This is a genomic window from Microbacterium sp. M (genome assembly GCF_045181065.1).
In the GTDB taxonomy this organism is placed as follows: Bacteria; Actinomycetota; Actinomycetes; order Actinomycetales; family Microbacteriaceae; genus Microbacterium.
Genome location: NZ_CP173721.1, coordinates 2,142,381 through 2,155,525 on the forward strand (window position 1 = coordinate 2,142,381; position 13,145 = coordinate 2,155,525).

Consider the following 13,145-nt stretch of genomic DNA (forward strand, 5'->3'; position numbering starts at 1 on the left):
GGATATGACCGATCAGAGCGTGCGCCAGATCCCCTTCACGGATGCCGAGGGAACCAGCAGGACCCTCGACGACTATGCGGCCGACGTGCTGCTCGTCGTCAACGTCGCCTCGAAGTGCGGCCTGACTCCGCAGTACGAGCAGCTGGAGCAGCTCCAGCGCACGTACGGTGAGCGCGGATTCACCGTGGTCGGCTTCCCGTGCAACCAGTTCATGGGGCAGGAACCCGGTTCGATCGACAAGATCCTGGAGTTCTGCTCGACCACGTACGGCATCAGCTTCCCCATCAACGACAAGGTGAAGGTGAACGGCCGCAACGCCACTGAGCTGTACAAGCAGCTGAAGCAGACCCAGGACACTGGCGGCAAGGCCGGACGCGTCGAGTGGAACTTCGAGAAGTTCCTCGTGAGCCCCGACGGCTCCGTTCAGCGATTCCGTCCCAAGCAGAAGCCGGATGACCCCGAGATCGTCTCCGCGATCGAGTCGGCGCTCACCCGCTGATCGGCCTCGGGCCTCAGACGGCTGCGGCGGTCTCCGGCTCGGGCTCGCTCTGGCCGCGCTTGGACCAGAGATCGCGCAGCACGCTCTCGAACGTGGTCGGAGGCTGCGCGCCCGAGATGCCGTACTGACCGTCGATCACGAAGAAGGGCACGCCCTGGATCCCGTAGGCCTGCGCCTGCGCCTGATCCTGACGGACGGCGGGGAGATAGGTCGCGGCTTCCAGCGACTGGCGGGTCTCGTCGGCATCCAGTCCGACCTCGACGGCGAGCTCGACGAGGTCGTCGATGCGACCGACGTGCTTGCCCTCGGTGAAGTACGCGGACATCAGCCGCTCCTCCATCTCGTGCTGCAGCCCGTTCGCCTTGGCGTGATGGAGCAGCTCGTGCGCCTTGACCGTGTTGGTGTGCTGCAGCAGATCGAAGCGGTACTCGAGACCCGCCTTCTGCGCCACGCCCGTGACGTTCGCGAGCATCTGCTCGACCTGCTCACGCGGCATCCCCTTGTGGCCGGCGAGGAAGTCGATCTCGTCGCCGTCGAAGTCGACGGGGGTGTCGGGCGAAAGCTCGAAGGAGTGGAACGTGATGTTCACCTCTGGTGCGTCGTCGTCGCCGGCGACGGCTTCGAGCCCCTTCTCGAGATTGCGCTTGCCGATGTAGCACCAGGGGCAGGCGATGTCGGACCAGATGTCGATCGAGATGGGTTCAGTCACACCAGAGGTCAACCCGGCACGGGCGGCGGGTATTCCTCGGATCGGTGCGACGAATCACGGATGCGGTGACGAATCACGGACAGCTCGGCGCCAGCTCGTTCGTGATTCGTCATCGCGTTCGTCAATCGTCGCCGGTTGCTACGCTCTTCGGATGCTCTCGTTCGACGACCCGATGCCGTCCGGTGCCGAGCGGGTGCTGGTGGCCGGTGTCACCGGGTCGGGGAAGACCACGTTCGCCGCGCGTCTGGCCGAGGAGTGGGACCTGCGTCACGTCGAGATCGATGCGCTGTTCCACGGACCGGATTGGACGCCGCGGCCGGAGTTCCTCGACGACGTGCGTGCCTTCGCCGCCGAAGAGCGCTGGGTCACCGAATGGCAGTACACCAGCAAGGGCACCGACGAGATCCTCGCTCCCCGCGCCGACCTGCTGATCTGGCTCGACTACCCGTGGTCGCTCGTGCGCGGACGACTCGTGCGCCGGACGATGAAACGCCGCATCCTGCGTACCCGGCTCTGGAACGGGAACGTCGAGCCGGCGATCTGGACCCGCGGCGCCTGGACCGGTGAGAACGACATCCTGCGCTGGCAGGCCAGCACCCGATACAAGTGGGACGAGCGGATGCCGGGGATCGCCGAACGCTTCCCGCATCTGACGATCGTGCGACTGCGGCATCCCCGCGAGGCGGTTGCCTGGTTGACTTCCCCACGAATCGACGCAACGTGAGCGCGTACCTCCCCGCCGCCGACCCCATCCCCTCCACACCGCAGCGCGTGCTCGTCGCCGGAGTGACCGGATCGGGGAAAACCACGTTCGCCGCGCGTCTGGCGACGGCGTGGGGGCTGCGTCACGTCGAGATCGATGCCCTGTTCCACGGACCCGGTTGGACGCCGCGGCCGGAGTTCCTCGACGACGTGCGCGCCTTCGCCGCCGAGGAGCGCTGGGTCACGGAGTGGCAGTACACCAGCAAAGGGACCGACCAGTTCCTGCCGCCGCGCGCACAGCTCGTCGTCTGGCTCGATTACCCGTACCGCGTCGTGCGCTCACGTCTGCTGCGCAGGACGCTCCGCCGCAGCATCCTGCGCACCGAGATGTACAACGGCAACGTCGAGCGCCCGATCTGGCGCCTGCTCGCCACGCGAGACCCCGACGAGAACATCCTCGCCTGGCAGACGAAGACGCTCGGACACTGGGCCGAGCGGATGCCGGAGTACGCCGAGCGCTTCCCGCATTTGACGATCGTGCGGCTGCGGCATCCCCGCGAGGCGGATGCCTGGTTGGCGCGCGCTACGACGGGCGCAGCAAGCTGACCGATGCTCAGTCGCGCGCTGCAGCGGTCCGGAAGCGACTCAGCGCGTCTCGCTCGGCGCGTCGATCGCGCCGCCGAAGCGCCGGTCGCGGGACAGGTAGACCTCGATCGCGCGCCACAGCTCCTGACGGGAGAAGTCCGGCCAGAGCGTGTCGAGGAACACCATCTCGGCATACGCCGACTGCCAGAGCAGGAAGTTCGATGTGCGCTGCTCCCCCGAGCTGCGCAGGAACAGATCCACGTCGGGCATGTCGGGCACGTACAGGTGCCGGCGGATCATCTTCTCGCTGATCGCATTGGGCTTCACCCGCCCGGCCTTGACCTCGTCCGCGAGCGATCGCATCGCGTCGACGAGCTCGATCCGACCGCCGTAGTTCACGCACATCGTGAGCGTGAGTACGTCGTTGCCCCGGGTGAGCTGCTCGGCGTACTGGAGTTCCTTGATCACGGAGCCCCACAGCCGCGGCTTGCGGCCCGCCCATCGAACCCGCACTCCCCACTCGTTGAGCTGATCGCGCCGACGGTGCAGGACGTCCCGGTTGTAACCCATGAGGAAGCGGACCTCCTCGGGCGATCGGGCCCAGTTCTCGGTCGAGAACGCGTATACCGACAGATGCCTGACCCCGGCCTGGATCGCGCCGGCGACGACGTCGAGGAGCACCTCCTCGCCCGCCTTGTGGCCCTCGATGCGGCTGAGTCCGCGCCGGTTGGCCCAGCGTCCGTTGCCGTCCATCACGATCGCGACGTGCTCCGGCACCTTCGGGAAAGCCGGCGGGTGCACCCCGGTCCAATCCAGCGGACGGTACGCGACCGCATCCTTGTGCGTGTACGGCTTCGGGGTCACCGTGCTCCCTCTCCTGTGGTGCTGCTCACATGGGCGAGCGAACGGATCCCTCGTTCGAGGTGGAACTGCGCATAGGCCGCGATCACGCCGGATGCCGCGGCTCCGGCAGCAGCGGGGGCAGCGTCTATGACATCCCACTCCCCCGCCATCAGCGCACGCAGCAGGCTCGATGTCGAGGGGGCGATGCGCGGGCTGCCGGCCGGCGCGCAGTCCGCGCACACCGTGCCGCCGAGCTGACCGACGAATGACGAGTGCGGGCCGGGCTTCGAGCACCGGGCGCAGTCCGTCAGTGACGGCGCCCAGCCCGACAGCGCCATGACGCGCAGCAGATAGGAGTCCAGGATGCTGCGGGGAGCGTGCTCTCCGCGCGAGAGCGCGCGCAGCCCGCCGACCAGCAGCAGATACTGATCGCCCGTCGCCTCCGAGTCGCTCAGGCGGTCGGCCGTCTCGACCATCGCGCTCGCCGAGGTGAACCGGTCGTAGTGCACGGCGATGTCGGTGCCGTAGGAGCCGAGCGACTCGGCCTGCTGCACGATGTCGAGCGATCGCCCCTGGTACAGCTGCACGTCCGCGACCATGAACGGCTCGAGCCGTGCGCCGAACTTCGACGAGGTGCGCCGGACGCCCTTGGCGACCGCTCGGATCTTCCCGTGCCGTCGCGACAGCATCGTCACGATGCGATCCGCCTCACCGAGTTTGTGGGTGCGCAGGATCACCGCTTCGTCTCGATATGTGGGCACTGTCCGATTATCCTCCGCTCACGGGAGAATGGACGCGTGACCGAACCGCTCTTCACCATTCCGCTCTGGGCCGATCTGCTCGGAGTCGGCCTCGGCGGCATCCAGGGGGCGATGTTCGCCTCCGGATTCCAGGGTCAACGACGCCTGGATCTGCTGGGTGTCACCATCATCGGCATCCTGATCGGCATGGGCGGCGGCCTCATCCGCGATCTGCTGCTGGGGCAGCCCCCGGCGACGCTCCAGAACAACTGGTATCTGGTCACCGCCGCCGGGGCCGCCATCATCGGCATGCTCTTGGCAGGCCTGCTGAGCCGGGCGAACGCGATCATCGTGGGTCTCGATGCCGTGGTCATCGGCATGTTCGGTGCTTTTGGCACGAGCAAGGCACTGGGTCTGGGGGTTCCTCCGGTGCCTGCGGTCTTCATCGGGGTGTGCGCCGCCGTCGGCGGCAGCATCCTGCGGGACGTCATCATGGGCCTGCCCGTGGCCATCATGCACGTCGGCTCGCTCTACGCGGTGGCCGCCGGCGTCGGATGCACGGTGATCGTGCTCCTGCACGCCGTCGGCGTCGACATCGTCACCGCAGGTGTGATCGGGATCGTGGTCACCGCGATCATCCGCGTGCTCGCGGTGATCTTCGACCTGTCGCTGCCGGAGCAGCGCCGGATCTACCGCCGCAAGGTCGCAGCGGAGACCGGGACGATCCCGATCGTCAAGCCCTGAGACCTCTCAGACGGCGACGAGCTCCTGCGCGTCCTCACGCGCGCGGATCGAGCGGTTGACCGCCGACACGATCGCCTTGAGGGATGCCGTGGAGATGTCGCCGTCGATCCCGACGCCCCACAGGCGATCGCCCTCGACCTGCAGCTCCACGTAGGCCGCGGCCTGAGCATCCCCTCCGGTGGAGAGCGTGTGCTCGACGTAGTCGTACAGCGAGATGTCGAAGCCGCGCGACCGGATGATCTCGAGGAACGCCGCGATCGGACCGTTGCCGTGTCCGACCTCGTCACTCGCTGCCTCACCGTCGCGCAGACGCACGTTCAGCTCGACGTCACCGGTCATCTCGCTCGCGGTGCGCGTCGCCAGCAGCTCGAAGCGCCCCCACTTGTCGGCGACATCCGGAGACGGAAGGTACTCGTCGCTGAAGATCGACCAGATCGCGTCGCTGGTGACTTCGCCGCCCTCGGCATCCGTCTTGGCCTGCACGACCCCCGAGAATTCGATCTGCAGCTTGCGGGGCAGATCCAGGGAGTGGTCGGCCTTGAGCAGATAGGCGACGCCGCCCTTGCCGGACTGCGAGTTCACGCGGATCACGGCCTCATACGAACGACCGAGGTCCTTCGGGTCGATGGGCAGGTACGGGACCGCCCACTCGATGTCGTCGACCGACACACCCTGCTCCTCGGCGCGGGCGGCCATGGACTCGAAGCCCTTCTTGATGGCGTCCTGGTGCGATCCGCTGAACGCGGTGAACACCAGGTCGCCGCCCCACGGGCTGCGCTCCGGCACCGGCAGCTGGTTGCAGTACTCGACCGTGCGCTTGACCTGGTCGATGTCGCTGAAGTCGATCTGCGGGTCGATGCCCTGCGTGAACAGGTTCACGCCAAGGGTGATCAGGTCGACGTTGCCGGTGCGCTCGCCGTTGCCGAACAGGCATCCCTCGATGCGGTCGGCGCCGGCCATGTAGCCGAGCTCGGCCGCGGCGACCGCTGTACCGCGGTCGTTGTGCGGGTGCAGCGACAGGATGACGTTCTCACGGTGCGCGAGGTGGCGGTTCATCCACTCGATCGAGTCGGCGTACACGTTCGGCGTCGCCATCTCGACGGTCGCCGGCAGGTTGATGATGACCTTGCGATCGGGGCTCGGCTGGAGCACCTCGATGACGGCGTTGCACACGTCGACGGCGTATTCGAGCTCGGTGCCCGTGTAGCTCTCCGGCGAGTACTCGTAGTACACCTGCGTCTCGGGGATGCGCTTCTCGAACTCGCGGCACAGGCGAGCGCCCTCGAGCGCGATCTGCTTGACGCCCTCCCGATCGGAGCGGAACACCACCTCGCGCTGCAGCACGCTCGTCGAGTTGTAGAAGTGCACGATGGCCTGCTTGGCGCCGGCGATCGACTCGTAGGTGCGCTCGATCAGGTGTTCTCGGCACTGGGTCAGCACCTGGATCGTGACGTCATCGGGGATGAGGTCCTCTTCGATCAGCTGACGGACGAAGTCGAAATCGGTCTGGCTGGCCGATGGGAATCCGACCTCGATCTCCTTGTAGCCCATGCTGACGAGCAGCTCGAACATGACGCGCTTGCGCTCGGGGGACATCGGATCGATGAGGGCCTGGTTGCCGTCGCGGAGGTCGACGGCGCACCAGCGGGGTGCATGCGTGATGCGAGCATCCGGCCAGGTGCGGTCCGGAAGATCGACGCGGATCTGCTCGTGGAACGGCCGGTACTTGTGGATCGGCATCGTGGACGGGCGCTGAGTGTTCTGCATGATGGGCTTCTTCTCTTCGTCAATGTGATCGGGCCAACACAAGCGCCGCGACGAGGAAGGCCCTATTTTCAGGACTCGTCGCGGCAGCTAAGAAGAAGCAGACCGCCGAAAGGCATACCGCCATGGTAGCAGGGCACCACGGATGCGACGACTCCGATGAGACGATCGAATGCATGCAGACACTGAAGGACATGAGCAGAATGCACATCCGCCGGTCTGCCGTCGGACTCGTCTTTATCGGAATGCTCACCGTCAGCGCCTGCGCCGCGTCACCGGGCGCCCCCGCTCCGGTGAGCTCCGACGCACCGTCCGGTCAGAGCCTCGGCTCGCTGATGCCAGGACCACCGGACGCCCCGGTCATCGGCACCGGGACCGTGATGGACATCGGCGGTGACGTGAAGCTCTGCCTCGGTCCGGTGGCGGAATCGTATCCGCCGCAGTGCTCGGGCATTCCCATGATCGGGTGGAACTGGGACGGCGTGGAAGGCAGCGAAGAGGCCGACGACGTGCACTGGGGCGCCTACGCCGTCACCGGCGACTACGACGGTGAGGCCTTCACCGTGACGGAGGCGCCCACATCGCTCGCGCTCTACGACCCGATGCCGATGGACGAGCAGACCGATGGTCAGGGATCGAAAACCCCAGAGGAGCTTCAACAGCTCCAGGACGAGATCGCCACCCGTTTCTCGAGCGCACCCGAGATTCTGCTGGGCTCGTGGCCCGCAGACGGTGTCCTCGTGGTGGACGTCGTCTGGGACGACGGCACGCTGCAGCAGGCCGCGGACGACGACTTCGGAGCGGATGCCGTGGTCATCCGCTCCGCACTGCGCGAAGTCGAGTGATCAGCGGATCAGGAGACGCAGGAGATGCGGCTCACCGTGCCGTACACGTTCGTCCAGTTGCCGGCGTACGCCGTCGCGCGCACCGTCGTGCCGTATTTGGCCTGCATGTAGCCGCTGGAGCGCGCATCCGCGATGGAGCGCACCGTGAAGGTGCCGACCGGGAACGACGTGTTGCAGGTTCCCCAGCTCAGCTTGGCGCCGTTCGTACCGGACAAGGAGAATGCGCAGACCTTGCCCGTGGCGCAGGCACCGACGGAGGCGATCGCCGACGAACGTGCGGAGTACGAGTCGGCCCGCGGTGCGGCGACCGCCATCTCCATGTCGAGCTCAGGCCACACGGCGTGGTACGCGTCGAGCGCGACACCGCCGGGAACCGACTCGAGCATCGCGGCGATCTGGGGATCGGGTTCGACTGCCGTCTCCGCCGCTGCCGCTGCCGCTGCGCCGAACGCACCGGCGATCAGGATGGCCGCGCCCGCCAGGACGGTCGTGATCGCTCGCTTCATCGAGAACTCCTCAGTCTCAGAACCACAGGTCGTACATGACGACGGCGCCCTCCGGGATGATGCCGTCCGCCGAGCCCTGCTCGGACTCGACCCCCACGATTCGGCCGGACTCCGTACTGATCAGAACCGTCTCATCCGTTCCGTCCGCCGAAGCCGGCACGCTCAGAGCGTACACCGGACGCCCGAGGCGATCCGTGCTCTCGCCGAGCACGCTCACGCCGTCCTCGGCATCGAGCATCTCGAGCAGGACCGCATGCTGCGCGTCGGTGAGCGTCCACTGATCGAGTGCCGTCACCACGGAATCGACGAGCTGCGAGGCGTCCGGATCCGCGGGCATCCCGTAGGCCGTGAGCATCGCGAGCACGTCGGCTGCGCTGTCACCCGGCGGCTCGACGACCGGCGTGCCGAACTCACCCGGCGCCATCTCGAGATCGAACAGAACCTCGTCGCCCGGGACCGCCTCGGCGGATTCGTCCGGTGCATCACCGGGCCAGTACGACTCTCCGGCGACCGTGACGAGTCGACCGGAGAGGTCCTCGTGCCAGGTCAGGGAGGAGAACTGCGGGACGACGGCCATCTGCTGCGCGTCGACATCGACCGCCAGCGCCCAGATCGCGGATTCCACCGACCGCTGAGGGTCGGCGGGCCCAGAACCATCGGCGAGGAGAGCAGTCGCCCGCTCCACCACCTGCTGCGTGCTGCCCGCCACCGTGAAGGTGAGCGGCTCCGGCGTCACCGCCACGGCCTGCCCGGCCGGTGTCACCAGCCCGAACACGACCACGCCGGCCGCGGCTGTCGCCGTGAGCGCGGATGCCCACGCGACCCGCGCCGTCCGACGCGGCTCGCGGTGCTGCGGACGCGGTCCTGTCCTGATGATGCGCTCACGCATCCTGATCGCCGATGCGTCGAGCACGGTGTCTCTCGGCGTCCTCGCCGGATTCGCGTCGATCAGCAGACGCGTCAACGCGTCGTCGTCCAGCACTGTCACCACTACGACTCACCCTCCAGTGCATCGCGCAGCGTGTCCCGCGCCCGCCGAAGCGTGGCGCGCACCGCCCCCGGCCGGCTGCGCATGACTTCTCCGGTCTCTCCGACGGAGAGACCGTCCCAATACATCAGGACGACGACCCTGCGCTCGCGCTCACTCAACTGCGCCATCGCGTGGAGGACGTCCCGACGGTCGAGAGTACTCCCTTCGACCTGATTGGTCACGACATTCTTCTGCACGGCCTCCAGAACGGGCTCGCGAACATCACCGCGACGGCGTCGCTCGCGCAGAACGCCTTCCGCGATGCGCAGCAACCAGGTGAGACCGCCGGGCCGTGCCACGCGCAGACGCTCCCAAGCGAGTTGGAAGACCTCCGCCACGACCTCGTACACCTCGGCATCCACGTCGAGGTAGCACTCGACGTGCCGCGTGACGGGCAACCAGTATTCGGAGAAGAGCCGATCGAAGACGCGGCGCTTCTCCGCCTGACGCTGCTCCGACCGGGTGCTCAGAATCCCAGCCGTCCCAGCTGTTTCGGGTCGCGCTGCCATTCCTTCGCGACCTTGACGTGCAGGCCGAGGAAGACCCTCGTACCGAGCAGCTCTTCGATCGCCCCGCGTGACCGAGCACCGACGTCCTTGAGACGCGAACCCTTGTGCCCGATGATGATCGCCTTCTGGCTGTCCCTCTCGACGACGATCTGCGCGTGCACATCCGTCAGGTCGCTGTCCGCCCGACGGGCGATGTCGTCGACGACCACGGCGATGGAGTGCGGCAGCTCGTCGCGAACGCCTTCCAGCGCCGCCTCGCGGATGATCTCCGCGATGCGATCGTCGGTCGACTCGTCCGTCGTGACGCCCTCGGGATACAGTGCCGGCCCCTCGGGCATGAGCTGCAGGATCTCGTCCGCGAGGACGTCCAACTGCTCGTGGGTGAAGGCCGACAGCGGGATCACGGCATCCCAGTCCTCGCGCAGTGCATCGACCTCCATGAGGCGCGCCGTGATCTCGTCGCGACTCGCGGCATCCGTCTTCGTCACGATCGCGATCTTCTTCGCGCGCGGGTACCCGTCCAGCGACGCGGCGATGCGCCGGTCGCCCGGCCCGACCTTCTCCGTGGCCGGCACGCAGAAGCCGATGACGTCGACGTCGCCGAGCACCTGCTCGACGAGGTCGTTGAGACGCTCGCCGAGCAGCGTGCGCGGCTTGTGGATACCGGGGGTGTCGACGATGACCAGCTGGCCGTCCGGACGATTGAGGATGCCGCGGATCGCGCGCCTCGTCGTCTGAGGCTTCTCACTGGTGATGGCGATCTTCTCCCCCACCAGGGCGTTGGTGAGCGTGGACTTGCCCACGTTCGGACGCCCGACGAAGGTCGCGAATCCGCTCCGGGAGTGGTCAGTCATCGTTGTCTCCTTCATCGGGTTCCGCAGCGCGCTCCACGAACACGGTCGCGATTCCACGCCCGCGCCCTCGTGATGCGCCGCCGGTCAGGACGAGACCGCCCAGCACCGCCGTCGCACCCGGCTGCGGGATCTGGCCGAGCGCCTTGCCGAGCAGGCCGCCGATCGAGTCGACGTCCTCGTCTTCGAGTTCGATGCCGAACAGATCGCCGACGTCTTCGAGCGGAAGGCGTGCGCTCACACGATACCGCCCATCGCCGAGCGCCACGACCTCGGCGGGGCCGTGGTCGTACTCGTCGGCGATCTCGCCGACGAGCTCTTCGATGAGATCCTCCAGCGTCACGAGCCCTGAGATCCCGCCGTGCTCGTCGATCACGATGCACACGTGGACCGCGTCGCGCTTCATCTGCTGCAGCAGGGTCTCCGCGCGCATCGACTCAGGGACGAAGGTCGCCGGCCGCGCGATCGGACGCACCGGGACACCGCGCCACGCGTTCTCGTCGCGATACGCGAACTGGACGAGGTCCTTCAGGTACAGCACGCCGACGACATCGTCCGCGTCGTCATCCACGACCGGCATCCGCGAGACGCCGCGGCTGAGGAACAGCTCCATCGCGTCGCTCGTGGTGGCCGCGGCATCCACGGCCAGCATCTCGGTCCGCGGCACCATGACGGCGCGCACGAACTGATCGGTGAAGTCGAAGACGGAGTGGATGAGGTCGCGGTCGTCCTCTTCGATGAGGTCGTTCGATGCGGCCTCGTCGACCATGCTCAGCAGCTGGTCCTCACTGGTGAACGAGCTGCGACCGGCACCGGGTGCGACCCGGTTGCCGAGGGCGACGAGCCCCTGTGCAAGCGGTCCGAGGATGATCCGCAGCCCGCGCACGATGGGTGCACAGGCACGCAGCAGTCCTGGTGCCCTGTGTCGGCCGACCGAACGAGGGCTCGCGCCGACGAGGACGAAGGTGATGCCGGTCATCAGGACGGCCGCGGCGAGCATCGCCCACCAGATGTTGCCGATGAGATTCGTGAAGGCGACGGTCACGAGGACCGCGGCGGTCGTCTCGGCGAGCACGCGGATGAACGCGACCGCGTTGACGTGCACGTCGGGGTCCTCGGCGATCAGGCGCAACGAGGCCGCGTTGCGGCCCTGCTCGCCCAGCTCCTCCAGGTCCGACCGCGATGTGACGCCGAACGCCGCATCGATCGCCGACATGAGACCGCCGAAGGCGACCAGCAGGACAGCCGCGATCAGCAGCAGAGTCTCGGTCATCGGCCGCGTTCAGAGCGGGCGAACCCGACGATCAGCTCCTTCTGAAGCCCGAACATCTCACGCTCCTCGTCGGGTTCCGCGTGGTCGAATCCGAGCAGGTGCAGCAGCCCGTGCGTGGTGAGCAGGATCAACTCGTCCATCAGCGTGTGCCCCGCGGCCTGCGCCTGGGTCTCTGCCACCTGCGGGCACAGCACGATGTCGCCGAGGAGACCGGGTGCGGTCGGGCGGTCCTCGGTACCGGGGCGCAGCTCGTCCATCGGGAAGCTCAGGACGTCCGTGGGGCCTGGTTCGTCCATCCACTGCACGTGCAGGGCCTCCATCGCCCCCTCGTCCACGAGCACGATCGCGACCTCGGCATCCGGACTGACGTGCAGTTGAGCCAGGTTGAAGTCGGTGAGACGCTGCAGCACGGTCTCGTCGACCACGATGGCCGACTCGTTGTTGATCTCGATCATGACAGTCCTCGCTTCGGCATCCGGTCCCTGGGTCCGGGTCGCAGACCCGTTCGTCGCTCGGCGCGGTTCGCGAACTCGTGCGCCTGGTCGCGCTCCACCTTGGCGGCCGTGCGCTGCTCGTCGTACTCGCTGTAAGCGTCGACGATGCGCCCGACCAGCGAGTGGCGCACGACGTCGTCGCTGGTGAGCCGCGAGAAGTGGATGTCGTCGATCTCCTTGAGAACGCGTGTGACCAGTCGCAGCCCCGAGGCGCCCTGGGGCAGATCCACCTGGGTGATGTCACCGGTGACGACCATCTTCGTCCCGAATCCGAGACGGGTCAGGAACATCTTCATCTGCTCAGGGGTGGTGTTCTGCGCCTCGTCCAGCACGACGAAGGAGTCGTTGAGTGTCCGGCCGCGCATATAGGCAAGCGGTGCCACCTCGATCGTCCCCGTCGCCATGAGGCGCGGCACGATCTCGGGGTCCATCATCTCGTTGAGCGCGTCGTACAGGGGACGCAGGTACGGGTCGATCTTGTCCGTCAGCGTGCCGGGCAGGAAACCGAGCCGCTCGCCCGCCTCGACCGCTGGGCGGGTCAGGATGATGCGCGCGACTTCCTTGCGCTGCAGCGCCTGGACGGCCTTCGCCATCGCCAGGTAAGTCTTGCCGGTACCGGCCGGGCCGATGCCGAAGACGATCGTGTTCTCCTCGATGGCGTCGACGTATTCCTTCTGGCCGAGCGTCTTGGGCCGGATCACCTTGCCCCGCGTGGACAGGATCGCCTCGCCGAGCACCTCGCTCGGGCGCGGTCCGCCCTCCTGGCGGAGCATGCGCGCTGAACTGGTGACATCGCTGGGCGCGAGGTCGTGTCCTTGCCTGGTCATGGTGAGCAGCTCCTCGACGAGGGATTTGGCCGCGGCGACGCGGGTTGCATCGCCGGTCAGGGTGATCTCGTTGCCCCGCACGAGCACCTGCACCTGCGGGTGCTCCTTCTCGAGCATCCGGAGCAGCCGATCCTGCGGACCGAGCAATTGCACCATGGCGACGCCATCGGCATAGATGCGCTCTGTGGCGCCGTCTGCTGTGGCGTTGAGGTCGTCGTTCGTGT

The 13,145-nt window shown here is 67.3% G+C and carries 16 protein-coding genes; 5 read left to right on the plus strand and 11 right to left on the minus strand.

Annotated elements, in window-relative coordinates; all coding sequences use genetic code 11:
* Positions 1–4: 4 nt before the first annotated feature.
* On the plus strand, positions 5–499 hold the full coding sequence (locus tag ACI7YT_RS10355; protein ID WP_406245451.1) for a glutathione peroxidase: 495 nt from the start codon (positions 5–7) through the stop codon (positions 497–499).
* Positions 500–512: 13 nt separating this feature from the next.
* Here ACI7YT_RS10355 and ACI7YT_RS10360 read toward each other — a convergent pair whose 3' ends face one another.
* Positions 513–1,208, minus strand: coding sequence for a DsbA family protein (locus tag ACI7YT_RS10360; RefSeq protein WP_406245452.1), 696 nt, complete (start codon positions 1,206–1,208; stop codon positions 513–515).
* 151 nt (positions 1,209–1,359) lie between these two features.
* Here ACI7YT_RS10360 and ACI7YT_RS10365 point away from each other — a divergent pair, with 151 nt between their 5' ends.
* The gene (locus ACI7YT_RS10365; RefSeq protein ID WP_406245453.1) at positions 1,360–1,932 is read left to right on the plus strand and encodes an AAA family ATPase; all 573 of its coding nucleotides are present in this window, start codon (positions 1,360–1,362) and stop codon (positions 1,930–1,932) included.
* On the plus strand, positions 1,929–2,516 hold the full coding sequence (locus ACI7YT_RS10370; protein WP_406245454.1) for an AAA family ATPase: 588 nt from the start codon (positions 1,929–1,931) through the stop codon (positions 2,514–2,516). The genes ACI7YT_RS10365 and ACI7YT_RS10370 overlap by 4 nt, the downstream gene beginning before the upstream one ends.
* A gap of 39 nt (positions 2,517–2,555) precedes the next feature.
* Here ACI7YT_RS10370 and ACI7YT_RS10375 read toward each other — a convergent pair whose 3' ends face one another.
* Together ACI7YT_RS10375 and recO are read right to left on the minus strand one after the other, a co-directional pair.
* Positions 2,556–3,359, minus strand: coding sequence for an isoprenyl transferase (locus ACI7YT_RS10375; protein ID WP_406245455.1), 804 nt, complete (start codon positions 3,357–3,359; stop codon positions 2,556–2,558).
* Positions 3,356–4,099 carry a DNA repair protein RecO gene (gene recO, locus ACI7YT_RS10380; protein WP_406245456.1) on the minus strand — a complete coding sequence of 248 codons (744 nt, stop codon included), beginning with the start codon at positions 4,097–4,099 and terminating at the stop codon, positions 3,356–3,358. Before recO ends, ACI7YT_RS10375 begins: the two co-directional genes overlap by 4 nt.
* 36 nt (positions 4,100–4,135) lie before the next feature.
* Here recO and ACI7YT_RS10385 point away from each other — a divergent pair, with 36 nt between their 5' ends.
* Positions 4,136–4,822, plus strand: coding sequence for a trimeric intracellular cation channel family protein (locus tag ACI7YT_RS10385; protein ID WP_406245457.1), 687 nt, complete (start codon positions 4,136–4,138; stop codon positions 4,820–4,822).
* A 6-nt stretch (positions 4,823–4,828) separates the two neighbouring features.
* Here the strand turns inward: ACI7YT_RS10385 and leuA are convergent, their stop codons facing one another.
* Entirely contained in the window at positions 4,829–6,589 is a 1,761-nt protein-coding gene (gene leuA / locus ACI7YT_RS10390) for a 2-isopropylmalate synthase (protein WP_406245458.1), read from the minus strand.
* A 191-nt stretch (positions 6,590–6,780) separates the two neighbouring features.
* Between leuA and ACI7YT_RS10395 the strand changes: the two genes are divergently transcribed.
* Positions 6,781–7,431: a hypothetical protein gene (locus ACI7YT_RS10395; RefSeq protein WP_406245459.1), complete on the plus strand. Its 651-nt coding sequence runs from the start codon at positions 6,781–6,783 to the stop codon at positions 7,429–7,431.
* Positions 7,432–7,439: 8 nt separating this feature from the next.
* Here the strand turns inward: ACI7YT_RS10395 and ACI7YT_RS10400 are convergent, their stop codons facing one another.
* From ACI7YT_RS10400 to ACI7YT_RS10430, 7 genes are read right to left on the minus strand one after another with little or no spacing between them, the layout of a single operon-like run.
* Positions 7,440–7,937: a hypothetical protein gene (locus tag ACI7YT_RS10400; protein WP_406245460.1), complete on the minus strand. Its 498-nt coding sequence runs from the start codon at positions 7,935–7,937 to the stop codon at positions 7,440–7,442.
* Between the two features lie 16 nt (positions 7,938–7,953).
* Positions 7,954–8,928 carry a hypothetical protein gene (locus ACI7YT_RS10405; RefSeq protein WP_406245461.1) on the minus strand — a complete coding sequence of 325 codons (975 nt, stop codon included), beginning with the start codon at positions 8,926–8,928 and terminating at the stop codon, positions 7,954–7,956.
* Positions 8,928–9,476, minus strand: coding sequence for an RNA polymerase sigma factor (locus ACI7YT_RS10410; RefSeq protein WP_406245462.1), 549 nt, complete (start codon positions 9,474–9,476; stop codon positions 8,928–8,930). The genes ACI7YT_RS10405 and ACI7YT_RS10410 overlap by 1 nt, the downstream gene beginning before the upstream one ends.
* A complete protein-coding gene (gene era, locus ACI7YT_RS10415) occupies positions 9,434–10,330 on the minus strand; it encodes a GTPase Era (protein ID WP_406245463.1) in 897 nt (298 codons plus the stop codon). The genes ACI7YT_RS10410 and era overlap by 43 nt, the downstream gene beginning before the upstream one ends.
* The gene (locus tag ACI7YT_RS10420) at positions 10,323–11,600 is read right to left on the minus strand and encodes a hemolysin family protein (RefSeq protein WP_406245464.1); all 1,278 of its coding nucleotides are present in this window, start codon (positions 11,598–11,600) and stop codon (positions 10,323–10,325) included. Before ACI7YT_RS10420 ends, era begins: the two co-directional genes overlap by 8 nt.
* Complete coding sequence (ybeY, locus tag ACI7YT_RS10425) at positions 11,597–12,055, minus strand: rRNA maturation RNase YbeY (protein ID WP_406245465.1); 459 nt, start codon at positions 12,053–12,055, stop codon at positions 11,597–11,599. The genes ACI7YT_RS10420 and ybeY overlap by 4 nt, the downstream gene beginning before the upstream one ends.
* Positions 12,052–13,077 (minus strand): PhoH family protein, encoded by a 1,026-nt coding sequence (locus ACI7YT_RS10430; protein WP_406250568.1) that lies wholly within the window; start codon positions 13,075–13,077, stop codon positions 12,052–12,054. The genes ybeY and ACI7YT_RS10430 overlap by 4 nt, the downstream gene beginning before the upstream one ends.
* Positions 13,078–13,145: the final 68 nt, after the last annotated feature.

Coding starts and splice junctions, on each gene's coding strand:
- ACI7YT_RS10355 (WP_406245451.1), top strand. CDS start 5: ATGACCGATCAGAGCGTGCGCCAGATCCCCTTCACGGATGCCGAGGGA.
- ACI7YT_RS10365 (WP_406245453.1), top strand. CDS start 1,360: ATGCTCTCGTTCGACGACCCGATGCCGTCCGGTGCCGAGCGGGTGCTG.
- leuA (WP_406245458.1), bottom strand. CDS start 6,589: ATGCAGAACACTCAGCGCCCGTCCACGATGCCGATCCACAAGTACCGG.
- ACI7YT_RS10395 (WP_406245459.1), top strand. CDS start 6,781: ATGAGCAGAATGCACATCCGCCGGTCTGCCGTCGGACTCGTCTTTATC.
- ACI7YT_RS10400 (WP_406245460.1), bottom strand. CDS start 7,937: ATGAAGCGAGCGATCACGACCGTCCTGGCGGGCGCGGCCATCCTGATC.
- ACI7YT_RS10410 (WP_406245462.1), bottom strand. CDS start 9,476: ATGGCAGCGCGACCCGAAACAGCTGGGACGGCTGGGATTCTGAGCACC.
- era (WP_406245463.1), bottom strand. CDS start 10,330: ATGACTGACCACTCCCGGAGCGGATTCGCGACCTTCGTCGGGCGTCCG.
- ACI7YT_RS10420 (WP_406245464.1), bottom strand. CDS start 11,600: ATGACCGAGACTCTGCTGCTGATCGCGGCTGTCCTGCTGGTCGCCTTC.
- ybeY (WP_406245465.1), bottom strand. CDS start 12,055: ATGATCGAGATCAACAACGAGTCGGCCATCGTGGTCGACGAGACCGTG.
- ACI7YT_RS10430 (WP_406250568.1), bottom strand. CDS start 13,077: ATGGTGCAATTGCTCGGTCCGCAGGATCGGCTGCTCCGGATGCTCGAG.